28 protein-coding genes are annotated in these 26,804 nt (G+C 60.3%); 15 read left to right on the top strand and 13 right to left on the bottom strand.

The genetic code is table 11. The features are described from left to right. On the top strand, window positions 1–650 hold a 650-nt coding region (locus VOI29_RS07255), incomplete at its 5' end, for a TRAP transporter large permease subunit (protein ID WP_323777197.1). A 79-nt stretch (window positions 651–729) separates the two neighbouring features. Here VOI29_RS07255 and VOI29_RS07250 read toward each other — a convergent pair. Genes VOI29_RS07250 through VOI29_RS07240 form a run of 3 tightly spaced genes read right to left on the bottom strand, consistent with a single transcriptional unit; the run spans window position 730 to window position 2,770 of the window. After that, window positions 730–1,416: a VOC family protein gene (locus VOI29_RS07250; RefSeq protein ID WP_323777195.1), complete on the bottom strand. Its 687-nt coding sequence runs from the start codon at window positions 1,414–1,416 to the stop codon at window positions 730–732. Continuing rightward, on the bottom strand, window positions 1,413–2,024 hold the full coding sequence (locus tag VOI29_RS07245; RefSeq protein ID WP_323777193.1) for an enoyl-CoA hydratase/isomerase family protein: 612 nt from the start codon (window positions 2,022–2,024) through the stop codon (window positions 1,413–1,415). Before VOI29_RS07245 ends, VOI29_RS07250 begins: the two co-directional genes overlap by 4 nt. After that, complete coding sequence (locus VOI29_RS07240; RefSeq protein ID WP_323777201.1) at window positions 2,021–2,770, bottom strand: SDR family oxidoreductase; 750 nt, start codon at window positions 2,768–2,770, stop codon at window positions 2,021–2,023. Before VOI29_RS07240 ends, VOI29_RS07245 begins: the two co-directional genes overlap by 4 nt. Before the next feature lie 135 nt (window positions 2,771–2,905). On the opposite strand from VOI29_RS07240, the gene VOI29_RS07235 reads away from it, so the two are divergent. The 5 genes from VOI29_RS07235 (at window position 2,906) to lpxK (ending at window position 8,980) form a co-directional block, all read left to right on the top strand. Continuing rightward, window positions 2,906–4,429 carry a DUF2125 domain-containing protein gene (locus tag VOI29_RS07235; RefSeq protein ID WP_323777191.1) on the top strand — a complete coding sequence of 508 codons (1,524 nt, stop codon included), beginning with the start codon at window positions 2,906–2,908 and terminating at the stop codon, window positions 4,427–4,429. 122 nt (window positions 4,430–4,551) lie between these two features. Then, complete coding sequence (locus tag VOI29_RS07230) at window positions 4,552–5,898, top strand: TldD/PmbA family protein (RefSeq protein ID WP_323777189.1); 1,347 nt, start codon at window positions 4,552–4,554, stop codon at window positions 5,896–5,898. Beyond that, on the top strand, window positions 5,885–6,694 hold the full coding sequence (locus VOI29_RS07225) for a 3'(2'),5'-bisphosphate nucleotidase CysQ (protein ID WP_323777187.1): 810 nt from the start codon (window positions 5,885–5,887) through the stop codon (window positions 6,692–6,694). The genes VOI29_RS07230 and VOI29_RS07225 overlap by 14 nt, the downstream gene beginning before the upstream one ends. 104 nt (window positions 6,695–6,798) lie before the next feature. Further along, window positions 6,799–7,992, top strand: coding sequence for a 3-deoxy-D-manno-octulosonic acid transferase (locus VOI29_RS07220; protein ID WP_323777185.1), 1,194 nt, complete (start codon window positions 6,799–6,801; stop codon window positions 7,990–7,992). Further along, window positions 7,979–8,980 (top strand): tetraacyldisaccharide 4'-kinase, encoded by a 1,002-nt coding sequence (gene lpxK / locus VOI29_RS07215; RefSeq protein ID WP_323777183.1) that lies wholly within the window; start codon window positions 7,979–7,981, stop codon window positions 8,978–8,980. The genes VOI29_RS07220 and lpxK overlap by 14 nt, the downstream gene beginning before the upstream one ends. Before the next feature lie 109 nt (window positions 8,981–9,089). On the opposite strand, the gene VOI29_RS07210 is transcribed toward lpxK, so the two are convergent. Both VOI29_RS07210 and VOI29_RS07205 read right to left on the bottom strand, forming a co-directional pair. Beyond that, entirely contained in the window at window positions 9,090–9,761 is a 672-nt protein-coding gene (locus tag VOI29_RS07210; protein WP_323777181.1) for a DsbA family protein, read from the bottom strand. After that, the gene (locus VOI29_RS07205) at window positions 9,758–10,285 is read right to left on the bottom strand and encodes a DUF721 domain-containing protein (protein WP_323777179.1); all 528 of its coding nucleotides are present in this window, start codon (window positions 10,283–10,285) and stop codon (window positions 9,758–9,760) included. The genes VOI29_RS07210 and VOI29_RS07205 overlap by 4 nt, the downstream gene beginning before the upstream one ends. Before the next feature lie 84 nt (window positions 10,286–10,369). Between VOI29_RS07205 and mutY the strand changes: the two genes are divergently transcribed. Together mutY and VOI29_RS07195 are read left to right on the top strand one after the other, a co-directional pair. Continuing rightward, window positions 10,370–11,434, top strand: coding sequence for an A/G-specific adenine glycosylase (gene mutY, locus VOI29_RS07200; RefSeq protein ID WP_323777178.1), 1,065 nt, complete (start codon window positions 10,370–10,372; stop codon window positions 11,432–11,434). A gap of 85 nt (window positions 11,435–11,519) precedes the next feature. Beyond that, window positions 11,520–12,653, top strand: a complete 1,134-nt coding sequence (locus tag VOI29_RS07195; RefSeq protein WP_323777176.1) for an alkane 1-monooxygenase — start codon at window positions 11,520–11,522, stop codon at window positions 12,651–12,653. Window positions 12,654–12,655: 2 nt separating this feature from the next. On the opposite strand, the gene VOI29_RS07190 is transcribed toward VOI29_RS07195, so the two are convergent. The 4 genes from VOI29_RS07190 to VOI29_RS07175 form a co-directional block, all read right to left on the bottom strand. Next, window positions 12,656–14,044 (bottom strand): adenylate/guanylate cyclase domain-containing protein, encoded by a 1,389-nt coding sequence (locus VOI29_RS07190; RefSeq protein WP_323777174.1) that lies wholly within the window; start codon window positions 14,042–14,044, stop codon window positions 12,656–12,658. Between the two features lie 186 nt (window positions 14,045–14,230). Further along, a complete protein-coding gene (locus tag VOI29_RS07185; RefSeq protein WP_323777172.1) occupies window positions 14,231–15,334 on the bottom strand; it encodes a site-specific DNA-methyltransferase in 1,104 nt (367 codons plus the stop codon). A gap of 107 nt (window positions 15,335–15,441) precedes the next feature. Continuing rightward, the gene (locus VOI29_RS07180; RefSeq protein WP_323777170.1) at window positions 15,442–16,059 is read right to left on the bottom strand and encodes a ribonuclease HII; all 618 of its coding nucleotides are present in this window, start codon (window positions 16,057–16,059) and stop codon (window positions 15,442–15,444) included. Window positions 16,060–16,153: 94 nt separating this feature from the next. Further along, entirely contained in the window at window positions 16,154–16,669 is a 516-nt protein-coding gene (locus VOI29_RS07175; RefSeq protein WP_323777168.1) for a hypothetical protein, read from the bottom strand. Between the two features lie 169 nt (window positions 16,670–16,838). Between VOI29_RS07175 and VOI29_RS07170 the strand changes: the two genes are divergently transcribed. The 3 genes from VOI29_RS07170 (at window position 16,839) to VOI29_RS07160 (ending at window position 19,522) form a co-directional block, all read left to right on the top strand. Then, window positions 16,839–17,132 (top strand): hypothetical protein, encoded by a 294-nt coding sequence (locus tag VOI29_RS07170; protein WP_323777167.1) that lies wholly within the window; start codon window positions 16,839–16,841, stop codon window positions 17,130–17,132. Beyond that, the gene (locus tag VOI29_RS07165) at window positions 17,104–17,805 is read left to right on the top strand and encodes a hypothetical protein (RefSeq protein WP_323777165.1); all 702 of its coding nucleotides are present in this window, start codon (window positions 17,104–17,106) and stop codon (window positions 17,803–17,805) included. Before VOI29_RS07170 ends, VOI29_RS07165 begins: the two co-directional genes overlap by 29 nt. Window positions 17,806–17,947: 142 nt before the next feature. Next, window positions 17,948–19,522: a DUF427 domain-containing protein gene (locus VOI29_RS07160; protein ID WP_323777163.1), complete on the top strand. Its 1,575-nt coding sequence runs from the start codon at window positions 17,948–17,950 to the stop codon at window positions 19,520–19,522. A gap of 218 nt (window positions 19,523–19,740) precedes the next feature. On the opposite strand, the gene VOI29_RS07155 is transcribed toward VOI29_RS07160, so the two are convergent. From VOI29_RS07155 to VOI29_RS07145, 3 genes are all read right to left on the bottom strand, one after another. After that, complete coding sequence (locus VOI29_RS07155; protein WP_323777161.1) at window positions 19,741–20,775, bottom strand: ACP S-malonyltransferase; 1,035 nt, start codon at window positions 20,773–20,775, stop codon at window positions 19,741–19,743. After that, window positions 20,772–22,961: a dehydrogenase E1 component subunit alpha/beta gene (locus VOI29_RS07150; RefSeq protein ID WP_323777160.1), complete on the bottom strand. Its 2,190-nt coding sequence runs from the start codon at window positions 22,959–22,961 to the stop codon at window positions 20,772–20,774. The genes VOI29_RS07155 and VOI29_RS07150 overlap by 4 nt, the downstream gene beginning before the upstream one ends. 319 nt (window positions 22,962–23,280) lie before the next feature. Then, window positions 23,281–23,466, bottom strand: a complete 186-nt coding sequence (locus VOI29_RS07145; RefSeq protein WP_323777158.1) for a hypothetical protein — start codon at window positions 23,464–23,466, stop codon at window positions 23,281–23,283. Window positions 23,467–23,730: 264 nt separating this feature from the next. Here VOI29_RS07145 and VOI29_RS07140 point away from each other — a divergent pair, with 264 nt between their 5' ends. Next, entirely contained in the window at window positions 23,731–23,901 is a 171-nt protein-coding gene (locus VOI29_RS07140; protein WP_323777199.1) for a DUF1328 domain-containing protein, read from the top strand. An 87-nt stretch (window positions 23,902–23,988) separates the two neighbouring features. On the opposite strand, the gene VOI29_RS07135 is transcribed toward VOI29_RS07140, so the two are convergent. Then, the gene (locus VOI29_RS07135; RefSeq protein ID WP_323777156.1) at window positions 23,989–24,804 is read right to left on the bottom strand and encodes a response regulator; all 816 of its coding nucleotides are present in this window, start codon (window positions 24,802–24,804) and stop codon (window positions 23,989–23,991) included. Between the two features lie 29 nt (window positions 24,805–24,833). On the opposite strand from VOI29_RS07135, the gene VOI29_RS07130 reads away from it, so the two are divergent. The 3 genes from VOI29_RS07130 to VOI29_RS07120 all read left to right on the top strand — a co-directional run. Further along, window positions 24,834–25,097: a NepR family anti-sigma factor gene (locus VOI29_RS07130; RefSeq protein ID WP_323777154.1), complete on the top strand. Its 264-nt coding sequence runs from the start codon at window positions 24,834–24,836 to the stop codon at window positions 25,095–25,097. Continuing rightward, entirely contained in the window at window positions 25,090–25,647 is a 558-nt protein-coding gene (locus VOI29_RS07125; RefSeq protein ID WP_323777152.1) for an RNA polymerase sigma factor, read from the top strand. The genes VOI29_RS07130 and VOI29_RS07125 overlap by 8 nt, the downstream gene beginning before the upstream one ends. After that, window positions 25,644–26,804, top strand: a 1,161-nt coding sequence (locus VOI29_RS07120) for a histidine kinase dimerization/phosphoacceptor domain -containing protein (RefSeq protein ID WP_323777151.1), incomplete at its 3' end; no start/stop codon positions are given. The genes VOI29_RS07125 and VOI29_RS07120, both read left to right, overlap by 4 nt.

The raw sequence follows: 26,804 nt of genomic DNA, 5'->3' as shown, positions 1-26,804 counted from the left end.
TGCTGGGCATCCTGTCCGGCCTGCATCCGGTCCGCCTGCAGCGCGGCGACCTCAGCAGCAGCGATTTTGCGGCGGGGCTATTCTATGCGCTCCTGGCAGCGGCCGGCGCGGTTGCGATTGCCGCGGCGCTGCGCAGCGGGTTGAAAGAGCGGGTCCTGCACGAGGCGGTAACCTCAACCACCACGATGACGGCGATGATCTTTGCCACCATCCTGGCCGCGGGCATGTTCTCGCTGGTGTTCATCGGCCTTGGCGGCGAGGAGCGGGTCGCCCATATTCTCGGCAACATGCCGGGCGGCCCGACCGGCGCCCTGATCTTTTGCATGCTGTTCATTTTCGTGCTGGGCTTTTTCCTCGATTTCGTCGAGATCTCGGTCATCGTGCTGCCGCTGGTGACGCCGGCCCTGATCCTGATGGGGCATGACCCGGTCTGGCTGGGCATCCTGATCGCGATCAACTTGCAAACCTCGTTCCTGACGCCGCCATTCGGTTTCTCGCTGTTCTACCTGCGCGGTGCCGCCCCCAAGGAGGTCACCACCCGCCACATTTACAAGGGTGTCGTGCCATTTATCGGCCTGCAGGCGCTGGGGGTGCTGCTGGTCTGGCTGATCCCCGGCCTGGCGACCTGGCTGCCGTCTGCAATTTTCTGACACCAGGCGCCTTTTCCGCGCCACCCATCCCGGCCAGCGGCATCCGGGGGTTGGGCGTGCCTGGGAAACGGTGCCTGCGCTAGGTGTTTTCCAAACCTAGGAACGCTGGGCTTTGCCGCAAATACGCACCGGCAATATGCTGAAATTCCAGAGTGGTATAAGGACGCCGCCACAGCCATTCGCGGTTCGCCACGGCCCGCAAATCCGGGTCCGGCGGTGTTTCGTCTGTGAAGGCCAGAAAATGCAGGTCGAACCCGAATTCCGCAACATCTTGCACCGACACCAGCTTCATATCCGCATGTGCCAGAATTTCGGCGGCGATGTCCCCGGTGCGCAAGGTGATCTGGCCGATATGCGCCCCGCCGCCCAGCGGCAGCGCTGTATCGCCTGCCCTGTCAGGCCGGCTGTCGGCAAAATCATGCTGCAGCAGCTCAATCGCATATCCTTCGGGATCATGCAGATACGCCATATACCCGATATCGCGGAACTGATGCGGGGCGAGGACCTCAACTCCTTTACGCCGCAGCTGTTCGCAGGCGGTGTCCAGATCGGGCAGACAGATCCCGATCTTCCAATACCGCTCATCCCGCTTGTGCGGAACCTGGACACCGCCGGGCAGCAGGATCAGATCTGCATCCTGACCTGCATAACCTGCACGCCAGGCCTCGCCTTCAGCCTGAACCTCCATGCCGAACACATCCGCGTAGAACCCAGCGAGCCGCTCAGGGTTCTGCACCCGCAGCCGCAAGCCGGACAGCCGTTTCACCGGCACATCCTCAATATCCCGGCCGCAATCTCCGGTCGGGCCTCCAAGGAATGCGCCAGCAGATCCTGCGCCGTATCCATCAGCGCGTCTGGTTCCACGATCCGGTCGACCAGGCCATAGTTGCAGGCTTCCTGGGCAGAGATTTTCTGCCCGGCCGCCAGGATCATCTTGGTGCGGGCAGGTCCGATCAGCGCCGCCATGCGCCCGGCATCCGAGGGCTGCGGCAAGTAGCCAAGCTTCATCACCGGGTAGAAAAATTTGGCCGAGGCCACTGCAATGCGAATATCGCAAGCCAGTACCATGCCATTGGCACCGCCAGCCAAAGTGCCATTCAGCGCCGCAACTTTCAGACAGGGAATTGAAGCCATCACATTCGACAACCGCTCCCACACCGGCGAGGTCGCCAGGCCCGCCCGCGCCTCGTCCAGGTCAGCACCCGCGCTGAACACCTTGCCGGTTCCGGTCAGGATCAATCCGCGGGCCTGCTGCGCGCGTTCGGCGATTTCAGCCAGTTCGGTCAGCATCGCTTCGGTCAGCGAATTCGCCTTGTCAGGGCGGTTGATGGTGATGGTCCACAGGCCGTTCTGCGCAATCTCCAGATCAATCATGCCAGGCCAACCCGCTGGCGGATGCTGTCCTCGCGCAGGGAAACTTCCAAGCCGATGCAATCGTCCGCATCATCCGTGCACATCCACATCAGCGTCCGCGCGGGCCATTCGGCAGGGATATGGTCTTCCCATTCCAGCTCACTCACCGGGTTGATGCCGCTGGTCTTGATTTCGCGCTGCATCCGAGTTGCGACCGTGCCCGGCGACAGTCCCATGGCGCGGATACCGTTGGCGCGCTCTTCCAGGTCCAGTGCTTTGGTCAGCATTGCCGCGCCTGCTTTTGACGAACAGTATGCGCTCCAGCCCTCCAGCGCATGGTGCGCTGCGCCCGAACTGACGGTGATTATGGTGCCGCCGCCCGTCGGCTTCATCAGCGGCAGCGCCGCCCGCATTCCGTTGAACACCCCGGTCAGATTAACATCAATCAGCTTGCTCCAGCCGCCGGGCTCCGCATCAGCCAATCGCGCAATAGGCTCGATCACTCCAGCGTTGTTGATCAATATGTCCAGGCTGCCGAAGTGCTGATGCGCCTTGACCAACGCGCGCTCCACCGCCGCATAGTCTGATACATCGCAGATATAGGTCAGCGCATTTCCGCCGATCTCCTCCGCCAGCTCCCGCAGCGCCTCCCCACTCCTTGCCAACAAGGCCAGGTTGGCTCCGGCAGCGGCAAAAACCCGGGCGGTATCTGCCCCGATCCCGCGGCTGGCGCCTGTAATTGCAACTGTTTTTCCATTGAAATCCATCCGCCGTCCCTCCAAGTGGCTGCTGACCCAAGTGGTAAAGCGGTTAAGGGGAACGGTCCAGTCCAAGGCCCCCTTGACGGCACCGTCCGCCGGGCCGACGATGATTTCAATTATCTCACTGAGAAAGGTTCTCATATGTCCGTTATTATTGCACGCAGCGGCGTTGCAGCAGTAATTTTTGTTGTGTCCGCCCAAAGTGCCCTGGCCGATCTGAGTGCCCAGGACGTCTGGGCTGACTGGAAGGCGTATCTGACCAGCACCGGCTACACCGTTTCCGGCACTGAAGCTGTTTCAGGCAGTACCCTGACCGTCTCCGATGTTTCGATGGTCATGCCGATCCCGGAAGAGGACGGTTCCGGCACGGTGAGCTTCCCGGAGATCCAGTTTGTGGAAAACGGCGATGGCACTGTCAATGTGCTGCTGCCTGCGGAATTTCCTGTGGGCTTCAAATTTTCAGGCGAAGGCGAGAGCTTTGCGGGCAAACTGGTTTATGCTCATGACGGTGCTCCGATGAAAGTGTCGGGCGACACCGACAGCATGGAATATGATTACAACTCCTCCAAGGTCACCATGACGCTGCAGGAGCTGACTGCAGATGGTGAGGCTGTGCCCGCGGACGTGGCGAATGTTGAGATCGTCATGAACGATGTTGCCACAAAAACCGTTATGAAGATCGCTGGCGCGCGCAACTATGACCAGGCGCTGACTGCCTCCAGCCTCAGCTATGACATGGGGTTCAACGATCCGGAGAGCAACGGCACAGGCTCTTTTAAGGGTGCCCTGCAAGGTCTGAGCTTTACAGGCACCAGCACCGTGCCTGCCGATCTGGAAGGCCCCGACATGGCGGCGCTTCTGCGGGCCGGTTTTGCATTTGACGGCACCTTCACCTTCACCGGCGGCAACGGTGCAGTATCCGGTGCGGATGGCAGCGAGAACTTCGCCATGGAGAGCAATTCCCAAGGCGGATCAATCACAGTGGCGATGGACAGGCAGCATATGACCTATGATGTGTCCCAGATCGGCACCAATGTGAATATCACCGGTTCCGAGATCCCCTTCCCGCTGGCGCTGAGCATGGCCGAAACCGGTTTCAAACTGATGATGCCGCTCGCCAAATCCGAGGAAGAGCAGGACTTTGCCCTCGGAGTTACCCTGCGCGACTTTGCGGTTCCGGAAATGCTGTGGGGCATGGTCGACCCGACCGGCCAGTTGCCGCATGATCCGGCCACTGTGGTGCTGGACCTTGCCGGCAAAGGCAAAGTGCTGTTCGACCTGTTCGACCCGGAAGCCATGGAAGCCGTGGAATCGGGTGATGAGCAGCCGGGTGAGCTGAATGCGCTGACCGTGAAGAAACTGCAGGTCTCCGCAGCGGGTGCCGAGCTGACCGGCACAGGCAACTTCACTTTCAACAACGAGGACCTCGTCAGCTTTGACGGCATGCCTGCCCCGTCGGGCGAGGCTGACCTTAAACTGACCGGCGCCAATACCCTGATCGACAAGCTGATCGGGATGGGCCTGATGTCTGACAGCGACGCCATGGGCGCGCGGATGATGATGGGCATGCTAGCCGTGCCGGGCGAGGGTGAGGACACCCTGACTTCGAAGATTGCGATCTCCGAAAACGGCCAGATCCACGCCAATGGCCAGCGCATCAAATAACCGTCAAATTTCTGACAGGTTTTGCAAAGGGGCCGCCGCGTGCGGCCCCTTTTTTGCAGCCCGCCCTTGCGGCAAGCCGCCTCACTGGATAGCTCTTTAAGGGAGCAGAACAGAAGGTGCCCATGACCCAATCCCCCGAAGCGCTTTGCCACGCCCTGATTGATGCCGCCCGCAAGGCAGGTGCGGATGCCGCCGATGCCATGGCGGCAGAGGGCAGTTCTCTCAGCATCGAAGTCCGGACCGGCAAGCTGGAGCATGCAGAGCGCTCCGAGGGCACCGATCTGGGCCTGCGTGTATTTGTGGGCAAGCGGCAGGCGCTGGTTTCTTCATCGGACATGCGCCCCGAAACCATCGCGGCGATGGCCGAGCGAGCAGTTGCCATGGCCAAGGAAGCACCCGAGGACCCTTATGCAGGCCTTGCCGAACCGTCGCAGCTGGCCAAGAACTGGAATCTAGCGGCGTTGGAGCTGGAAGACCCCAGTGGAGAGCCGGAACCCTCTGCCCTCCAGTCTGACGCACTGGCGGCCGAAGCTGCCTGTCAGGAAATCGACGGTATAACCCAGGTGCAATCCGCAGCGGCGGGTTATGGCCGACACGTTGTGCATATGGCCGCGACCAATGGATTTTCCGGCGGCTACCATCGTACCGGCCGGTCACTTTCCTGCACCGGTATCGCAGGCAGCGGCTCAGTCATGGAGCGAGACCACGACGGGGATTCCCGCACCTTTCAGTCCGATCTGCGCAGCGCCCGGGATATTGGCCGCACCGCCGGTGAACGGGCGGTTGCACGGCTGGGCGCCCGCAAGCCCAAGACCGGCAGTTTTCCAGTGCTTTTTGACGAGCGTATATCTTCGTCTCTGGTCGGCCACTTGCTGTCTGCTGCCAATGGTGCCGCGATCGCCCGCGGCTCCTCTTGGCTGAAGGATTCAATGGGTGAACAGGTTTTGCCCGGCACCTTGTCCATTATTGAAGATCCGCACCGGCCGCGCATTTCCGGCTCCCGCCCCTTTGACGGAGAAGGGCTGCCCACCAGCAAGCGCACCGTGGTCGACAACGGCATGTTGACCGGCTGGACGCTGGACCTTGCCTCTGCCCGAAAACTGGGCCTGGAAAGCACCGCCAACGCCGCCCGCGGTATCGGTGGGGTGCCCTCGCCCGCGACCTGGAACCTTGCGCTGACTGAAGGAGAAGCCAGCCGCGAGGATCTCCTTGGGCAAATGGGCACTGGCCTCCTGGTGACATCGATGATCGGATCCACCATCAACCCCAACACCGGCGATTATTCCCGCGGGGCGTCGGGTTTCTGGGTGGAAAACGGCGAGATCGCCTACCCGGTCAATGAATGCACCATCGCGGGCAACCTGCTGGAAATGCTGCGCCGGATCGTTCCCGCCAATGACGCGCGCCGGCACCTATCGACCGTAGTGCCGTCACTGCTGATCGAAGGAATGACCCTTGCCGGCAACTGACCTTTCCCTGCTTGTGAAAGCGGCGGAACAGGCCGGCGATATTGCGTGCCGTTTTTCTGGCCCCCAAGCCAAACGCTGGGACAAGCCCGGCGGCGCTGGTCCCGTGACCGAAGCCGACCTGGCAGTCAATGCCATGCTCGAAGACCTGCTGCAGCAGGCGCGGCCCGGCTACGGCTGGCTGTCTGAAGAAAGCGAAGACAACAACGCGCGGCTGCTGCGCGAAAAGGTCTTCATCATCGACCCCATCGACGGCACCCGCAGCTTTGCCGAAGGCTCTCGCACCTGGGCGCATTCCATTGCCGTCGCTGAACACGGCGTGGTGACCGCCGCCGTGATCTACCTGCCGCAGCGGGAGCTGATGTACACAGCCGCCAAGGGACTGGGGGCGGATTGCAACGGCGCTTCGATTCATGTGTCCCGCGCCACGGATCTGTCCCGTACTGAAGTGCTTGCCGCCAAACCCAACCTGCAGGCCCATCACTGGCAGGGCGGCAGCCCGCCCGCATTTATCCGCAGCTACCGGCCCTCGCTTGCTTACAGGCTGGCCAAGGTGGCGGACGGCCGTTTCGGCGCCATGCTGACGCTGCGTCCCAGTTGGGAATGGGACATCGCGGCAGGCGATCTGCTGATACGCGAGGCCGGCGGCATTCTTACGGACCAAGCCGGCAAACCCCTGCGGTTTAACAATCCGCACCCGCGCCTGAACGGTGTGGTCGCTGGTAATTCGGCGCTGCAGGCTTCGCTGCTGGCGGCACTGGACCCGAACGGTCCTGGCATCGCTGGACATTTAACCTGACCGGCCTTAAGCGGCAGCAGCAGCGCCATCGTCACGCGCAAATTTATCACAGACAAACCCGCATGTTGCAGATACCTTGGGCCGGAAATTTCAGATCGAGCCAGATGCAACGGCGAACCACAGCTTCCAACTCCTCCTCCGTTCTGCAGCCCCGCCCCAAAGGAGAGCTGTTGTGGGTGCACGCAACCACTTCTGAACGGTATCACGCACTGTGCGATATCGGCCGCCGCCTCAAATCCCTGCGCCCGGACTTGTCGGTGCTGGCGAGCTGGGAGCCCGGACTGCGGCTGACTGGCACAGTTGGCTGCGATATTCCGATTGGCCCGCTGCCTGAAGACACCATGGCCGAGGCCCGCGGATTCCTGAACCATTGGCAACCCGACGCTTGCATCTGGACCGGCCCACCGGCACGGCGGGTACTGCTTCGGCAATTACGTGAGAACGGCATTGGGGTGCTGCTGGCGGATCTGCTGGAGGATGAAATGCCCAACCGCGCCAGCCGCTGGCTGCCGGACCAGCGGCGGCGGCTGCTGGACGGGCTAACCTGCATCCTGACCCCCTCCAAGGCAGTACATGCCCGGTTGCTCCGGATCGGATTTCCTGGCGAGCGGGTGCAATTGGCCGGCAAGCTGCGGGTGTCAGCAATTCCGCCCGGATGCAATGATGAGGAACTTGTCGCAATGCAGCAGACCCTGGGCAGCCGCCCGGTCTGGCTGGCCGCCCATACCAAGCTCAGCGAACTTCCCCGTATTCTGGACGCGCATCGCGCCGCCTTACGGCTGCTGCACCGGCTGCTGCTTGTGGTCGCGCTGGAAAACAGCGTAGATCTTGCAGCAGCCCGCCGCCTGCTGCAGGACAGCGGGCTGTCCTTTGCCGATTGGGAAGACGGCGGTGAACCCGAGGATCTCACCCAGGTGCTGTTGGCGGGCAGCGAGGATTTAGGCCTGTGGTACCGCCTGTCTCCAGCCGCGCTGATCGCCAGCAGCCTGGACCCTGGGGCGCAGGGCCAGTCACCATTGGACGCCGCAGCCTTAGGCTCGGCTCTGCTGCACGGGCCGGGTATCCATGCTCACCGCGACCTGTATGAAAGACTGGCCGCGGCGGGTGCCGCCCAGCCGGTGCTGTCTCAATCGGAACTGGCCGATACAGTCGTTGCGCTTTCCGCCCCGGACAAGGCCGCCGAAATGGCACTGGCCGGCTGGCAAAGCGTCACTGAAAGCGCCGCCACAGCAGACATGTTATTGGAAATGGTCCAGACCCTTCTGGACCAGCGCGAGGAGACCGATGCGGGCACCTGAATTCTGGCACAAACCGCCGGGTGATTTTGACTTCCGGTCAGCTTTGCTGGCGCCGCTTGGCTGGCTCTATGCACGCGCCACTGCTTTCCGGATAGCCAAAGGCAGCCCAGTGCGGGCTGGCGTCCCGGTGATCTGCGTTGGCAATCTGAATGCCGGCGGCACCGGCAAGACGCCCACTGTGATCTGGCTGCTGGAAACGTTGCGCAACCAAGGGCATGAACCGCATGTTGTCACCCGCGGCTATGGCGGCACGCTGGAAGGGCCGGTGCAAGTCTTTCCTCACCGCCACAAAGCCGCGCAGACGGGCGATGAACCGCTTCTTCTGGCAGCCTTTGCCGATGTATGGGTTGCCAAGAACCGTGCCGCCGGCGCGCGCGCCGCAGCAGACTCAGGGGCAACTGTCATCGTGCTGGACGACGGATTTCAGAACCCCGCGGTGGCCAAGGACCTGTCCCTGATCGTGGCGGATGCGCAGCAAGGCTTCGGCAATGGCCGCTGCCTGCCGGCCGGCCCGCTGCGCGAGCCGGTTGCCATTGGATTGAAGCGGGCTGACGCCGTGCTTTCGCTTGGGCCGCAAGAGGCTCAGGAAACTTTTGCCGCGGGCTGGGGGAGCCATCTGCAGGGCTTGCCGCATTTCACTGGTGCGCTGCGGCCTTTGCAAACCGGGATGCCCTGGAACGGGACACGCGTTCTTGCCTTTGCAGGCATCGGTCACCCGCAGAAGTTTTTCAACACTCTGCGCGGCCTTGGCGCCGACATTGCCCGCGCCGAAGCGCTGGACGATCACCAGCCGCTTTCACCGGCGCTGATGACCCGGCTGGAAAACGAATCCAAGCTGCTGAACGCCCAGCTGGTCACAACAGAAAAAGACGCCGTCCGCCTGCCGGATAGCTTCCGTTCCAAGGTCATCACCTTGCCTGTGCGGATGCAGGTTGCTGGAGATGATGCGTTGAAGGAACTGTTGAAGAAGGCGGCACCTGCACCCTGACCCTTAGCTCCAGCCGAGGCCGCGGGAAGAGCGCCTGCCCGGCATTCTCCGCTTAAAAATAAGCCCGGGCTCACGACCCAGGCTTAAAATCTTTTCTGCAGAAAACAGTTCAGCCTTCCAGTTCTGCGTCCAACAGCGCCTTAAAATCTTCATAAGACTGGTTAGAAATCTTCTCGCCGTTCAGAATGAACGACGGCGTTGACTCGATTCCGTGCTCGGTTGCGTTTTCCTGATACCAGGCCACGAGGGTTTGCGCTTTCTCGCCATCCTGCAGGCAAGCTTCCAACTGCTCGTCCCCGATCCCCGCCAGTCGGCCGATCTTGCGCAGCTCATCGATAATCTCGGTTGCGCCGCCGGCCCGTGCCCATTCGGACTGACCCTTGTAGATCAGATCGGAGATACCAAAAAACTTATCCGGCCCGCTGCAGCGCGCGATCATCGAAGCCCACAGCCCGTAACGATCAAAATAGACTTCGCGGTAAATGAACTTCACCTTGCCGGTGTCAATGTAATCGGCCTTTATTTGCTTAAAAGTCTCGTTGTGGAAGTTAGCGCAATGCGGACAAGTGTAGGAGGCATATTCGATCAGAGTGACTGGAGCGTCCTCCGCCCCCAGAGTCATTTCAGCTACAGTGGATGTGTCGACTTCGGCTTCCTGTGCAAAGGCCGCGCCTACCAGAGGACTCTGCGACAGATTGTTCTGAGTGTTGAACCCGGACAGGGCATAACTACCTGTTACAACCGCAAACGCGGCAAAGACACCAGACATCAGACGGGTCATTTAAACCCCTTTCCTTGCGTTTTCTGTTTTGTCAGCACGTTCTGCCCCAGACGCTCCAGGGCGGCGCGCAGATCATCGTTTTCTACACCGGCCGCCGCTTGGCTGGCAGCCGCTTTATCCTGCGGATCGGGCTGACCCGGCGCTTGCACTTTGGGGGCATACTTGAATTCCACGCGGCCGTCGGAAAATCCTGTCGGTGCCGTTTGCGTGATCCGCACCTTGGAGATGGCGTTGAAGCCATAAACTGCATTCACCCGCTCACGCAGGCGTTCCTTTTGCATTTCAAGCATTGGAGCATTGGCTCCGGTCGTCAGCACCGTCAGCGTCGCCCCAAAGGAACCGCGCCCATAGCCCACGTTCACCGGACGCGCCATTGCAGCGATATCCGGCCCGGCGATCTCTTCCCAATGGGTCAACAGCCGCGACACCGCAAAACCGCGGCTCTCCCCTGCCTTGCGGATCTGCTCGTTAAGGAGTTTGGAGGTTCGTGCGAACCCGCGTGTGGTGCTGCGCCTGAATGCCATGATCTAGCTTTTGCTCGACTGCCTGCCCTATTGTAAAGAGCCGGAATGCAGGCGCCAGCCAAACCTCGAGCCAGGGAATAACGAATGCGTGACTTGAACAGCAATTCCGCCGCGATGAGCGGAGACCTGCTTGCTTGGTATGACGTCCATGCCCGCGGGATGCCCTGGCGGGTGGGCCCCGCCGAACGTACGGCAGGCATCCGCCCCGATCCATACAAGGTTTGGCTCAGCGAAGTGATGCTGCAGCAGACTACGGTGGCCGCAGTGCGGGACTATTTTCTCCGCTTTACCAGCCGTTGGCCGACTGTGTCCGATCTTGCCGCGGCGGCTGACGCCGAAGTCATGGCCGAATGGGCCGGCCTTGGCTATTATGCCCGCGCCCGCAACCTGCTGAAGTGCGCCCGATCGGTCGCAGACGGTTTCGGTGGAGCGTTCCCGGACAATTACGATGACCTGTTAAAGCTGCCTGGTATCGGCCCCTACACGGCCGCCGCCATCGCCTCGATTGCGTTTAGCCGACCAGAGACCGTTCTGGATGGCAATGTGGAGCGGGTGATGGCCCGGCTGCATGACATTCACGAGCCGCTTCCAGGTGTGAAACCGGTGCTGAAAGCGCACGCGGCAGAACTGACCCCGTCCCAGCGCCCCGGTGACTACGCCCAGGCGGTGATGGACCTTGGCGCCACCATCTGCACACCCCGCAACCCTGCCTGCGGCATCTGTCCTTGGCGCGAACACTGTGCTGCGCAGTCTGCGGGCACTGCGGCTGAGCTGCCGAAGAAGACGCCGAAAAAACCAAAACCCACCCGGAGCGGCATCGTTTACCTGGCGAAATCTGCCGACGGCACATGGCTGCTGGAACGGCGGCCAGACAAGGGGCTGCTGGGCGGCATGCTTGGCTGGCCCGGTTCGGAGTGGAGTGACGCCCCGTGTCCGAACCCGCCCTTTGAAGCGGATTGGCAGGAGCAGGATGGTGAAGTGCGCCACACCTTTACTCATTTCCACCTGATGCTGCGGGTGATGACGGCCGAACTGCCAGCAGGTTTCAATCAGAACGCAGCACAGGAACTGATATCACGCCGCGACTTCCGCCCTTCCAGCCTGCCTACGGTAATGCGCAAGGCCTTCGAGCTTTATCAAGGCCGCTGAGGAACCCGGCGACGCGCTTGGGTTTTCAGATGTTAGGGCATAGTGTCGGTGAAAACGCGCTCTGATTGAATTGGAAGACACAGGCATGATCGCCCCCGAAACCCTTTCCCGATGGCAAAGCGCCCTGCCGTTCTGGATGTCTTTTTTGCTGCTGCCGCTGGTTTGGATTGCTGCACTTCAAGGCGGCTGGGCACTTATCCTGCCGCCGCTGGTAACCTGGCATCTGTTTGCAGTGCTGGACGGGGCATTCGGGTTGAACCTGGAAAACGCCGACCCGGAAACGCCGGACAGCGAGTTGAAATGGTACAAGGCACTGACCGCTGCTTGGGTGCCGCTGCAATTCGTCACGCTGTTCTGGCTGATCTGGTATGTCAGCAGCGCGGAGCACCTCAGTGCCTTCGAAAAATTCGCAGCCTTCTTTGGCGTTGGCGTGGTTACAGGAGCTGTTGGCATCAATTACAGCCATGAGCTGATGCATCAGTCCAGCCGGGTTGAGCGCTGGCTCGGCGACATTCTGCTGGCGATGGTGATGTACTCCCATTTCCGGTCCGAACACCTGCTGGTGCATCATCGCTATGTCGGCACCCCGCGCGATCCGGTGACTGCCCGCTATAACGAGGGGTTCCACCGGTTTTACCCGCGTGTTTTGCGGCAGTGCTGGCATTCCGCATTCCGCGCCGAACGGGAGAAGCTGGGGAAGAAGAACCGCCCCTGGACCGACCGCTCGAATCCGTTCTTCCGGTATTGGGCGCTGCAGGCAGCCATGCTGTTGCTGGCGCTGATGCTGGGCGGGCTGACCGGCGTCTTGCTGTTCTTGGTGCAGGCCGGCGTCGCAATCTGGCAGCTGGAGGTGGTCAACTATGTCGAGCATTACGGTCTGACCCGCAAGCATCTTGGTGATGGAAAATACGAACCCGTGCAGCCGCGTCATTCCTGGAATGCTGCGCATAGGGCATCGAACTGGCTTCTGATCAACCTGCAGCGCCATTCGGACCATCATTACAAACCAAACCGCCGCTTTCCGCTGCTGCAGAACTATACTGAAGCTGACGCGCCGCAGCTGCCTTATGGCTACCCGGTGATGACTGTCGCTGCGATGATCCCGCCCTTGTGGCGCCGGGTGATGAACCCGCGGGTGCGGCGCTGGCGGCAGACGTATTACCCCGAGATCATTGCTTGGCATGCTTACAACAAAGCGCAGAATCCGATGCCGCGATAGCCTTACGTCCAGGCCAGAACCGTCATCGGCTGATCCAGTCCGCGCACTTCTTGATCCGGGTGCCGGGCGTTGCCGGCCAGCAGATCCAGACCTGCCTGCTCCGTCCTCACTTGCGCCGCCAGCGTTTCGCTGATCACAATCCCGGCCTGCAGCTTGCGGGTCAGGTTCTCCAGCCGGGCGGCGATGTTCACCGTCATACCCAGCACCGCGAACTCCAGCCGGTTGGAGCCAATGTCGCCCAGCAGCGCTTCGCCGCAATGAACGCCGATCCCGGCGCGGATCTCCAGTTTGCCCTCGCGGGCGCGCTCCTTGTTCCATGCCATCAGAGAGACGCGCATCGAATGGGCACAGGCCAGCGCATTGGTGGCATCTTGCCGGCCAGCAACCGGCGTTCCAAAAGTCGCCATCAGCCCGTCGCCCAGGTATTTGTCCAGCGTGCCGTGATGACGGAACACCTCCCGCTCCATCCGGCCGTGGAAGTCCCGCAGGAGGTCAATCACCAATCGCGGGTCCATCCCTGAAGACAACTTGGTAAAGCCAACAATATCGATGAACAGAACCGCCACATTTTCGCTGCGCACTTGCTTCAGCGGCTCGTCGTTCTTTGACAGCTGCTCCACCACATTAGGCGAGAAATAACGCGACAAATTGGCCCGTTCCCGCTCCAGGCTGGCGTTGCTCCTCAGCAGCGCGTTGAACCGGCGCACCGAAAATCCCAGCGTTACCGCCACCAGCACAAAGACCACGGCCTCCTGCACCCGCAACTGAATCACAAAACTATTAGGGTCAAAAAATTCCGCCAGCTCTGGGTCCAATTCAAGCACTCCGGCCACAGCTTCCGAAAGGCCGGGAACCGGAGTGGCAAACCACCAAGCCAGCGCCAGCGCGCTGAGCCACATTGCCGCCGTCCATGTGCCGATCGCAATTACTGTGCGCCAGGAATAAGCCATCGTGCCAGCCGCAAGGATGATGAAGAAATACTGGAAGTTCTCGAATCGGTACAGCATCGCCGCCGGTATTTCGCGGGTATCAAACGGGTTGGGCACGACCAGCGCAAAGGTCATGATTACAAGATCAAGAAATATAAGGAATAGTTCCAGGCGTGACCGGCCGACTTTGCCAGTGCGGCTAATGAACCAGCCGTTGAGGCACAACAACGCCAGAAGGCCGTGATAGTAGAGAACATTCCAATGCGGGTTCAAGAAGACGATGAAAACCGCGATCAGGGGCAATGCAATCCACCGGGCTCTTACCGCCAGCTGCAGCCCCCGCCGTTTGTGCGCATCCAGCGCGGCCTCTGCAAACCTGTTTTCCGCGTCAGCAATCTGCTGGTTTTTGCTTGCTGCCGCCTGGGGCGCATGGTGCCCGGGTACGAACGCGGTATCGGTCATTGTTTTCCCTTTCCGCTAGGTGCCGCGGCTATCGAGCTCCAGATAAGTGCTGCGCCTCAAGCAGGGAATAGCGCATCAGGCCGCAATAGCAAAAAACCCCGCCTGAAGCAGGCGGGGCAAGGTGTGCACCCGTGCAACAAGCACAGGCACCTGCAATAGGTTTCACGTTCAGAAAAGCCCTTAGCCTTAGTTCTGCATCTCAGCCCGGATCTGCTGGCGCAGCACGTCGATCGGCACTGTCTTGCCCTCGCGCTTGAAGCACCAGTAGGTCCAGCCGTTGCAGGACGGCGCATTTTCCAGATGCGCGCCCACCTGATGAATCGAACCTTTGATGTTGTCGCCAATCAAAGTGCCATCGGCACGCACCTTGGCCTTGTGGCGGCGGTTCATCGAATACAACTCCTCGCCCGGGCGCAGCATGCCGCGTTCAACCAGCTGACCGAAGGGAACCCGCGGTGCCGCGCGTTTGCTGGCGGACACTTCCAGTGCTTCGCGGTCGAACTTACGGACGGCCTTGATCCGCTTCTCCGCCACCTTACGGTAAGCTTCCTCGCGCTCGATGCCGATGAATTCGCGTCCCAGCATCTTGGCAACAGCACCGGTGGTCCCGGTCCCGAAAAACGGATCCAGCACAACATCGCCCGGATTGGTCGAGCCGACCAGAATCCGGTGCAGCAGCGATTCCGGCTTTTGCGTCGGATGCGCCTTGTCGCCGTTCTCGTTCTTCAGCCGCTCATGCCCGGTGCAAATCGGCAGCACCCAGTCACTGCGCATCTGAATGCCTTCATTCAGCGATTTCAGGGCTTCGTAGTTGAAGGTGTATTTTGCACCCTCGGACTTGGAGGCCCAGATCATTGTTTCATGCGCATTGGTGAACCGCTTGCCACGGAAGTTCGGCATCGGGTTCGATTTGCGCCAAACAACATCGTTCAGCACCCAATAGCCTGCGTCCTGCAGCGCAGACCCGACACGGAAGATATTGTGATAAGAGCCGATCACCCAGATCGAACCGTTCGGCTTCAGCACCCGGCGCGCCGCCTTCAGCCACTCGCGGGTGAACTGGTCATAGACCGCAAAACTGGAAAACTGGTCCCAGTGGTCATCCACGGCATCGACTTTGGAATTGTCGGGGCGGTGCAGCTGGCCTTTCAGCTGCAGGTTATACGGCGGATCCGCAAAGATCAGATCGACCGAATTGGCCGGAAGACTGTTCATCGCCTCGATGCAGTCCCCGCCCATAATCGTGTTTAAAGGGAGCGCTGCCGCGCCCTTTGTCATGGTTTTATTCATTGCTCTGCCTCATAACCGCGGCGCATTTTTGCGCTCATTAGGTTGTCCACAGGATGAGTCATCGCGGATTCGAGGTCAATTTGTTTATTAGAACAACACCCTACGGTTCACTCTTGATACAAGATGTTGTGTACGGGTTTGAATGATCGCCGATGATGTGGGGTCACACCTAGATCAACTAGCGCTTCACGGTGCTGTTTCGAGGGATAGCCTGCATTTTTCTCCCAGCCATATCCCGGAAACTGTTGCGCCAAATCCACCATGACCCTGTCACGCACCTGTTTGGCGATGATTGACGCCGCCGCAATGGAGACCGATTTGGCATCCCCCTTGACCACTGCCTCTGCAGGCAGGCTCAATCCTTTTGGGATCAAGTTGCCGTCAATCAGCAGATAATCAGGCGCCGGATCAAGTGCGGCCACCGCGCGCTCCATCGCCAGATGCGAGGCACGTAAAATGTTCAAAGAATCAATCTCCTCAACCGATGCATGCGCAACGGTCACCTGAGCAGCAGTCAGAATTTTTCCTTCCAGCGCTTGGCGTTTTCGCAAACTGAGTTTTTTGGAATCATTGAGTCCTTCGGGAATCGCTGAGATGTCCAGCACCACCGCTGCGGCGGTGACCGGCCCGGCCAGCGGTCCGCGTCCCACCTCGTCCACTCCGGCTATTCTCAGAAACCCTTGGGCAAGAGCGGCATCTTCCAGGCTGTAGTCAGGTTTTGTCATACCAATGAGAAAACCAATTCAGGCACGAATTTCAACCCGCCAAAAAAAGGGGGCCAAAGCCCCCGAGTTAATGCTGCCCGATAGCGGAGTGTCGTTAGCGGTTGACCATCCGGTACCCATGCTGGTTTAGACAGCGGGGTTTGTAACCGGTGTGGTTGCGGTTGCCGTTCCAGAAGGTCACCTTGCAGGCCCGCGGCAGTTTCTGTGTGTACCCGTAATTACGGTCGAGACAGCCTTTGCCGGCCAGCGGATAGTTGCGGCTGTAGCGCGGGAAGTACCGGACACACTGCGCTGGCAAGTCATAGCGGTGCAGCCGCGGCGGCAGCGGCTTCACATGCCCGCCATAGCGTTTGTGCGAATTGTGCCTGTGACCGCCATGCCCGTGGCCGCGCGGGGGATTGTAGGTCCGGGTCACTGCGTGGTCGTCGTCTTTCCTCGCATCATTGATTGCAGCGCCAAGGATCCCAAGCAGGGCCATGCCTGCAATGAACTTGGCGACATCCTCGTCTGCGCGGGCAGGCGCTGCCGAGAAGCCGGTAATGGCGATTGAGGCTGCCACAATCAGTGCGATGAATTTGCGGTGCGGCTGGGAACCTTTTGTCTGGGCCATGTCGGGACCTTTCTATTGATTGCCGGATGCGCAGCCTGTGCGCTTGGATGTCTCCAACCTGTCCCCACCGCCTTCAGACAGGCAATATCGGCCGCTTGTTATCGAATATCAGCGGTCTCAACCCTTTGCGGTTATTGAATTTCAAGGCCCGCCGCCGCAGGATGCCCGTATGAAACAGTACCTCCTGATCCCCGCACTTGCAGCTGCCCTTCTGGCGCTGTCCCTGCCAGCCCAAGCGGCTGATTGCTATGCCGATTACAAAGCCAAGCAGGACAACCCGCTGCGCCTGCACTACGGTGTGATCCAGCTCTCCGGCGCCTGCAAGAAACAGGCCGCGCGGGACGAGATCCAGGCCCGTATTGCACCCGGCGGCTGGAAGCTTTTGAATGTCCTGTCCGTTTTCGGCCCCGAAGGCCTGCAGCAAAGGAAGGCCAATGCCGGATCCTATTATCTCCGTTTCTGAGGCTCGCGCGGCTGGCAGCAGGGTAATCGCATTCGGCATAGCCGCCATTGTTGCGCTTCTAGTCATTGCCGGCACTGTTCTCTTTCTGACGCTGCCTGATGCCAATGCCTTTAACGCACGGGTTGAGCAGCTGTTTGTCGAAAATGACCTGACAGCCCAGGCCGAGATCAGACTGCTGGAAATCCTGGCCCAGTCCGGCACCGCCTTTGCCGACACCCTGACCAGTTACCGGACGGTGATCTTTGTCTTGCTGCTGTTCGCCACTGCAATGATGGTGGCCGCACTGACGGTGCTTGGCATGCTGGTGATGCTCAACCGCCGCATGGCGCAGATCGAACGCTCCGGCATCCAGGTGAACGAACTTCTGATCAGCCGTGATGAGAACACTGTCTACCTGAACAACATGGGGTTCAAACTGACGCCTGCTGCGATGGAAACTTTGGCGGTTCTGGCAGAGGCCCGGCTCGACGATGACGTTCTATCAGGCGCCGAGATCGAAGCGGTGATTTCAGGCCGCACCTCCGCCGACTGCGAGGAAGCCGCCGGCGCCACCCGGATCAAACGCCTGCGGGACACTCTCGGCAATCAGATGGTGAGCGAACTGCTGGTCAAGAACATTGCTAAGCGCGGCTATGTTCTGGCCATCAGCAGAGACGTGATCCGTATGGTCTGAACAGTATGGCTCCGCTGTGCTCAACATCATGTGTTCGGCTCTGGAATTTCTGTCCCCGAACCCCAGATAGTCCAGAAGCGGCCCACTCCGGCCGGTCCTGATTTTCAGCGCGTCTCCGGAGCAAATGACAAGGACCTCAGGGATGGATGCACAGGTACACGCACCGCAGCGAGGCTACGGCATTGTTATCGAGCCGCTTCAAGGCTTGGTCACCGCCCGGCGCAATGGCAGCCTTCTGGCGCAAAGCTCCCGCGCAAAGGTGATGTATGAAACCCGGCTTCCCCCGGCGATCTATTTTCCCTTGGAAGATGTGGCGACTCCGCTATCGCCCAAAACCCCCCTGCAGACCTTCTGCCCCTTTAAGGGCACTGCCAGCTACCGCGACTTGATGTTGACTGGCAGCGGCGTAGAGAACGGTGTCTGGTCTTATGAGGAGGCGATGCCGGAGGCAGCAGCCATCTCAGGCTATATCGGATTTATGCCTGGCGCTGAAGCCGAATTCGACCTGGGCAGCAACAGCGTCGAGATGCCGGACTACGGCAATATATCCGGCCCGGTGATCGACTGGCTGCTGCGGGACGCCGCCCTGATTCCGACCCCCGATGACCTTACAGCCGCCCTCGCAGAAAAATTCGTGGAGCAAGGCATCTGCTTGTCCCGCCTATCCGTCATGGCATGGTCGCTGCACCCGATGATCGCAGGCAAGAATTACATTTGGCAGAAGAATACCGGCCAGGTCACCACCTACGCTCCATCTTACGAAATCCACGACCACCCAGCCTATCAGAACAGCCCGTTGCGCCACGTCTCCAATGGCTTGGGCGGTGTGCGGCACCGGCTCGGCTGCTGCCGGTCCACGGATGCATTCCCCATTCTTGAGGACCTGCGCAAAGAAGGCGCCACTGATTATGTCGCGATGCCGCTGCGGTTTTCCGACGGGCGCATCAATGTACTAACCCTCACCAGCGACCACCCGAACGGTTTCTCCACCGCCAATCTCGGGCTGATCTTCGAATGCTCGGATGTGATCGCCCGTTACTATGAAATCTTCATGCAGCGCGAAAACGCACAGTCGCTGCTGGAAACCTATGTCGGCAAGCGTACCGGTGCCCGGGTGCTGGGTGGCGAAATCCGGCGCGGCGACGGAGACGAAATCGACGCCGCCATTATGTTCTGCGATCTGCGCGGCTCTACCCGGCTGGAAGAGCAGCTGGGCCGCCAGGATTATATCGCGCTCCTGAATCAGTTTTTCGAAACCGCTTCGACCATCGTGCATGATCACGGCGGCGAAGTGCTGAAATTCATCGGCGACGCTGTGCTAGCGGTTTTCCCGGCTGGCAGCGATCCTGAAAAGGCCCGCACCCAGGCCCTGAACAGCGCCCGCACCATCGTGGCCCGGCTGGAAGAAATCGCCAAAGAGGAGAACGGCCACCACTGCGAAGCCGCCATCGGCATCGCCTATGGGCGCGTGACCTACGGCAACGTCGGCTCCCGCGAGCGGCTGGATTTCACGGTGATCGGCCAGGCCGCCAATATCGCCGCCCGGCTGGGCGACTACGGCAAGACAGTCAATTATCCGGTCGTCGTCAGCCGCGACATCTTGAGCGATCCGTCGCAAGGTGTTTCGCTGGGTGCGGTCACCCTGCACAACGTGTCCCAGCCGGTGACCTGTTTTGCTATCCGGGTCAAAACCGAACCGCAAGCCGCAGCCGAGTAACCTTGCCACGGGTTCATCCCCGGATCGAGAGCAGCGCCAGCCGCCGCGCTTTGCGAGGTTTATCCTAGAGGCCGGGATGCAGATTCTCGATGCACACAGGCTTTCGGGGAAAACCTGCCCCTGAATGCCTACACAGCACTGCCCGCAGGGCAGTGCCATGCCCAAGGCTGATTTGCCTGCATCTATGATGCAGGCAACAGGCGCGGGAGGCTGCTGGATCAGCCGGTCGCCGATGACCGCTGTACGTCATCCCCCATTGAGATCAGCAGCGGAGCCTCCGCCTGCCGCACTTTAAAGTCCGCCTTTCCGGCCACCCCTTTCCAATTAATTTGCGCCAGGGATTGGGCCACGGCGCCGCCTAGGGTGGTTCCGGGGCCGGTCACGATGAACAGGTCCGGCGCAAACTCACAAGCTGCATTCTGCACCGCACGGGTGAAGTCATAGGTCTCCACCACCTGAGGCCCCAGCGTGTAATCCCACAGCGCCTGATTGTCCGTGGCACCCGGCCACCAAATCTGCCCGCGGCCGTCGATCAGCGGCACATCCGGCTGCGTGAACATCTCGGCACTCAGCCGGCTGCGCCCCTCAGCCGCCACCGGCGCTTGCATGGCAGTATGGAATGCGGCGTGGTTGGCCAGCCGCATGGGAAAGCGGTCGTCCAGCACCGGCACCGCGGCCTCGAAGGCTGTCAATCCGGCCTCGTTTCCGGCCAGCACCAGCATTCCGCCCAAATCAATCGACAGCGCCAAGTCATGGCCATCGCGTGCATTGAGCTCCGCCGCCAAGGTCAGCAGCTCCGTCCTGCGGCGCGGGTTATCCTGCCAATCTGGACCGGAAAAGGGATAGACCAGCTGGCCGCCGATCAGCTGCTGCTGCATCAGCGTGCCCATGGTGTTCACCACCTTGAACCCATCCGCCGCGCTGAGCGCCCCGGCCGCCGCCAGCGCGGTGTACCAGCCCATGGAATTGCCGGTAACCGCGACAATTTCTATGTCCTTGGCCAGCGACTGCGCGTCCGCCAGCGTTGAGGCATAAATCAATGGCGACGCAATATCACCGCGTGAGTACTTCGACACCGAGAACCGCGTGGCACCATCCAGCGCTGTGAGCTCTTCCTGCCCGGCAGCAAGGCGCTGCGCGTCAAAACCGGCAAGCAGAGCAGCCTTGTCCGCGTGATGACGGTGCAAATAGCCCAGTTCCGCCTTGTTATAGGTGCCCCGCCCCGGGCAGATAAGAACGGCCGTCCGGGTCATGACTTTGCTCCTGCCAGCTTCAACGCGGCCTCGACAATACTGTCCTTCGACGGCAGCGTCGCGCCATAGGCAGGCCCCGTTGCAATAAAGCAATCTCTGGCTGTAACCCGCGCCGTTGGAGCATCGCCTTGTTCCGCAAACAGCGCCATCAGCGCCTCCGACTGGCTGCCGGTGATCCGGCATTCGTCGACAATCAGCACATGCCTGCAGCCTTTCACCGCGTCCAGCAGCGCCGCCTCGGGCAAGGGTGCCAACCAGCGCAAATCCACAATCCGCGCGTTCACACCCCGGACCGCCAGCTCCGCCTGCGCCTGGGTCGAGAGATACCGTCCATTGCCATAGGTCACGATGGCCAGATCGGTGCCTTCCCCATGCACACCCGCTTCGCCCAAAGCGATCCGCCGGTCCGGTGAAGGGTAGATCCGCATCCAGCCGCCATCCTTCGCCGCATACAGATCCCGCATCGGATACAGTGCGATCGGCTCGACAAAGACCACCACCCGCTGCTCCTCACGCGCCAGCCGCACCGCCTCACGCATCATCATTGCAGCCTCGGCCCCGTCTGACGGGCAGGCAATCACAATTCCGGGAATATCCCGCAGCACCGCCAGCGAGTTGTCATTGTGGAAGTGCCCGCCAAAGCCTTTCTGGTAGCCGAGGCCCGCAATCCTCAGAACCATCGGGTTGGTAAACTGCCCGTTGGAGAAAAACGGCAGCGTCGCTGCCTCGCCGCGCAACTGGTCCTCGGCATTGTGCAGATAGGCCAGGAATTGGATCTCCGGGATAGGCACAAACCCATTGTGGCCCATACCAATTGCCAGCCCCAGGATCGACTGCTCATCCAGCAGCGTGTCGATCACCCGGTCCGGTCCGAACCGCTGCTGCAATTTCTGAGAGACACCATAGACGCCGCCCTTGCGGCCTACATCCTCCCCCATCATAACGATCTCACCATGTTCCAGCATCAAATCGGTCAACGCCCAGTTGATCAGCCGCGACATCGGCTGCGGCTCCTCCATCGCCCGCATGTCACTGCCGAACGCCGCCGCCCGCTCCTCTAAGCGCGGGCCATTGGTGGGCGAGCAGTCCCGCTTTGGGGGGACCAGACTGACAGCCACATCTTCTGCCGTTTTCAGATGCGGCCGTGTTGCCGCCTCGGCCCGGATCCGCTCCACCCGCGCGCAAGTATCCGTGTAGACCTTCAGCGCCTCCATGGGAGACAGCGCCCCGGCTTCATTCAGCAGCCGCACCGAATGCAGCAGAGGATCATTGGCTTCATCCGCCTCAACCTCGGCCTTGCTGAGATAGGTGGTCGGGACATCCGCCCCGGCATGGCCGTACAGCCTTACGGTACGCAAATGCAGGAATGCCGGCTTCTTGCGGGTCCGCACATACTCCGCTGCCTCTCGCGCCACCGCAAAGGCGTTATAGATATCCAGCCCGTCAGCCTTGAAATACTTGATGCCCGGCCGCTGCGCCATTGAGGCTTCGATCCACCCATTCGGCGTTTTCACAGAAATGCCGATACCGTTGTCCTCGCAAACAAACAGCAACGGCAGCGGCGTCGACTGCACCGAGGTCCAGCCCGCGGTGTTGATAGCTCCCTGCGCGGTCGAATGGTTGGCCGAAGCGTCTCCGAACGAGCACATGACAATGGCGTCTTCCGGCATCACCTGATGCTCCGGCTGGTGCCGTTTGGCCGCGCCGATGGAATAAGCCGCGCCAACCGCCTTTGGCAGATGCGAGGCAATGGTAGAAGTCTGCGGCGGAATCATCAGCGCCCTGGAACCCAAAACCTTGTGCCGTCCGCCTGAGGTCGGGTCTTCGCTGGAACAGGCAAAGGATAGCAGCATATCCCAGGCAATCCGCTGCCCCGGAACCTGTTCCGCCCGGGCAATCTGGAACGCCGCATCACGGTAGTGCAGGAATGCCATGTCGGTCGGACGCAGCGCCCGCGCCGCCGCTGCCATCCCCTCATGCCCCGAGGAACCGATTGTATAGAACCCCTCTCCCGCTTTTTGCATTGCCCGGCTGGTCAGGTCCAGCGCCCGGCTCAGCACCTGTGCATGGAAGATGCCGACGGCTTCTGACGCGGCAAGCGGCCCCGAAGGCGCCGCACCTGCAGGGAAGTCCGCGGCATTTACCCGGTCCAGGAAATTCTTATGCACGATCTGGGCGCGGTCCATGCGGCCTCCTTGGCGTAAACTCTGGGTGCATTTATCCGCGAGCGCGTCCCCAAGGCCAATGAGATTGCCTACTTGTATCATTCCAAATTGGAATGATACGCCGCCAAATCAGTCCGTTTCCTCACATCAGCTTAAGCCATTTCGATGCCAATGAGACCGTCGGGATTGATAGAATAAAAGTTTATGAAGTTTATCGATAACTTATTATTATTCTAGCAAGGGACTATCAGGTTGAGACTAGCCGCGTACCTTAGTCATTCTCGGTACTACATCTATGTTTCAGAGCAGGCAGCCGCTCCTGGCGGCACTCGTGCCAATGTCAGTATTCTTCGGCAGCATCGCCCATCAGGACAAGCTGTCCACCGCGGTCTTGAACTGCCTGATCGACTATAAACCTGGTAGCCTGATCGGATCCCTCCTGGATAAAAGCCACAGCAACCCACCAGTATGGCGTGATCAACATCAGCGCGCCAGCATACCACGCTTGCACGCTGATTTCGGCCATTAGATCGAAGTCCGGGATTATATCGCAAATGATAGGATAGGCACGTGTCCTGCCCTGACTGAGCTTCCCCCTTGTGTCCGCCCCTGGTGGCCAAAATCGGTGGGCATGGTAATGAAGGCTCCGGTTCCGCTGCTTGATCAGCGAATTCGCACTGGCGCGCCCAAGACAACAACCGGCGGCCTCAGATGTCTCAAACCGCTACCAGGAACTTTCGGCGGTCTTAGGGGTTTTCCTAGCAGCAACTCGCAATCGAAAGGACACGGTATGCAATACTGGGCCCTCTTTTTCTTGGCCGTTGCCATAATTGCCGGCATTTTCGGATATGGCGGCATCGCTTCGGCCTCCGCTGGGATAGCGAAGATCCTGTTCATTATTTTCCTCGGCTTGTTTGCTCTAGCAGTGATAGTGCGCGTTCTTCGCGGTGCCTCCCGCTAACCCTTGCGATTCCTGAAATCAGCGCGGCTTCCGGCCCAGTCCGGAGCCTGGCCCGGATATTGCATTCCATATCCTTGCGGACACTGGTTAGACTTTCAGCGTTTCGGTCGAGGAAAAGAACATCGCTTGGCTCACTGCTGAACGAACCTGATCTTCGGTATATGGCTTTGAGATAAGGAAGGCCGGTTCCGGCCCTTCGCCGGTTAACAGGCGCTCGGGGTAGGCCGTGATGAAGATTACCGGGCGATCACCGTGATTGGCCAGGATATTGTTGACGGCGTCGATGCCGCTGGAGTTATCTGCCAGCTGAATGTCCGACAGAATCAGATCGGCCTGAGCCTCGGCTGCCAGCTCCAGAGCGCGGGATTCGGTTCGGGCAATGCCAGTCACACTGTGGCCCATTCCAGACACGATAGCCTCGAGATCCATTGAGATGATCGCTTCGTCCTCGATGATCATGATCCGGCCTGCGGTGGCGCGCGACATTTCCTCGTAAGCGATCGAGATCAACTCGGAGGCTTCGCTTTGGCTTATCCCCATGATGGTGCCGGTATCCGCTGCACTGAACTCTTCAATTGTGTGCAGCAAAAGCGCTTCACGGGTGTTCGGCGTAAGCCGCCGCAAGTGCTTCTGTGCCTTCGCCGCCAGGCTGGTTCCGTCTTCATCTTCTCCGGCAGGTGCGCCCGAAGAGGACCAGATCGCATGAAATACGCGGAAAAGTGCGACTTTGGGGGAAAGCCCGCTGTCATAGTCACTTTCGCCGGACAGGATGGCTTCCAGCGAAGCCAGCGCAAATTTGTCGCCGCTGCTCTGGCTGCCAGTCAGTGCCCGGGCGTAGCGGCGCAGGTAGGGCAGGGTTGCGCCAATCTGGCTGGCGATCAAGTCTCCCGATTGAGGGGTCATTTTGCGTCGTCCCCTTTTTTGCAATACATATGGAACTATACGCGCTCAAATGCGTTTGGTTCCAGAAACTGCGCAAAAAACCGATGGATTGCATGACACAGCGACGACGCGCCCGGCCGCGCAATGAACAGGCCGACCGCGAAATAGACGAAAATCTAAAGCGGGCCTTCGATCAGATCGCGAGCGAGCCTGTGCCCGACCGTTTTACCGATCTGCTGAAGCGGCTGAAGGAAAAGGAGGCGGATAAAACCCGCGTCCCGGACCAGCCGGAGGAGAACCGCTCCGATGGCTGACACCGCGCGAGATCCAAGAGAAGACCTGGTCAATCACCTGGGCGCCCTGCGCGCCTTTGCCCTCAGCCTTGCCCGCAACGGCGCCACTGCCGATGATCTGGTTCAGGATACGCTGGTCAAGGCCTGGACCAATATCGACAAGTTCAATCCTGGATCGAACATGCGGGCCTGGCTGTTCACAATTTTGCGCAATACCTATTACTCCTTGCGCCGCAAGCGCAAGCGCGAGGTGGAGGATTCGGATGGCGCGCTGTCCGGCACCCTGGCACAAAAACCCGATCACGACGGGCGTCTGCACATGCGCGATTTCAACTCGGCCTTTGCGCAATTGAATGACGAGCAGCGTGAAGCCCTGGTGCTGGTTGGCGCGGGCGGATTCTCCTACGATGAGGCAGCGGAGATGTGCGGCGTGAAAACCGGCACCATCAAGAGCCGGGTGAACCGCGCCCGTGCCCGACTGGCTGAGCTGATGGAACTGGATGACAACAGCAAAATGGAACTGACTGATACGGTCACGGCTGGGATCGTTGCTCAGCAAAGCGCCGCATGATCAAAGTTCCGCAGCTGCAAGCCGGCAGCTTGCTGGTACGTCTGGCTGCGCTGATGACATTTGCGCTGCTACCGCTGGGCCTGATCGCTCTGTATCAAACCAACGCTGTAGTTGCGGAAGCCAACCGGCTGTCGCATGCATCATTGCTGGCCCATACACAACAGGCCGCTGCCAGGGAGCGGGAACTGTTGCAGCGGGCCGGCGGCGCCACCGAAGGGCTGGCCGCCGCGATCCTGCCGGTATTCGCCAGTGGCGGACGTTGTGCAGACCTCATGAAAGCCTTTACGCGGGGGCAAAATCCATTCATTTTTGCAGCCTTCATCACGCCCGTCGGCAAGATGGAATGCACCTCGGACGGTAGTATCGGGGATGTCTCCGAAAAGTGGCTGTTTCTAAAGGCCCAGCAAGCCTCCCGCCTTTCATTTGCAGCCGGCCAGGGCATCTTGGGCAAAGACGGGCCTCAACTGGTGGCAACCAGCCCGGTGCAGCGCGACGGCATCCTGCTTGGTTATGTCTCCATCGCGGTCCCGCACCAATTGACCAAGTCACTGGCGGGCACAAAATGGGCCGAGCAAGGCATCCGGTTTGTCACCCTGGACGCGCAAGGGGAGATTCTCTCCGCCAGCGTACCGCAGGAGCAGGCCACACAGTCACTTCCGGTTTCAGTACCTCGCCGCGAACTGCTGCTCCGCGCCGGCGGCACATTTTTTGAAGATGCGCGGTCCGGACAGGAGCGTTTCTTTGCGGTCAGTGAAATTCTCCCTGGCCAGGTTGCCGTCGTCGGCAGTTGGCCGGTGGAAAAAGCCATGTCGGTGAGTGCAAGCCCGACCTCATGGATGACGCTGGCATTTCCGGTGCTGATGTGGCTTGCCGGGATTTCCGTTGCTGTTCTCGGTTTGCAGCAGATGGTGATCCGCCACTTGAACGCATTGCGCCGGGCCATGCGGCGGTATGCGCTGGGAGAGCGGGATAACCCGAACCTCAATCTGAAAAGCCCCCCGCGCGAGTTCGATGAGGCCCGGTTGTCCTTTAACCGCATGGTGGCAATCCTCAGCGAAGCAGAGAGACGGCGCGAGCTTGACCTTGATGAAAAGACTATGCTGCTGCGCGAAGTTCATCACCGGGTGAAAAACAACCTCCAGCTTGTGGCGTCCATC

The sequence above is a fragment of the Leisingera sp. genome (assembly GCF_034669605.1).
Lineage (GTDB): Bacteria > Pseudomonadota > Alphaproteobacteria > Rhodobacterales > Rhodobacteraceae > Leisingera.
Note: the sequence above shows the minus strand (reverse complement) of the source record. Positions and strands in the feature narration are given on the sequence as shown.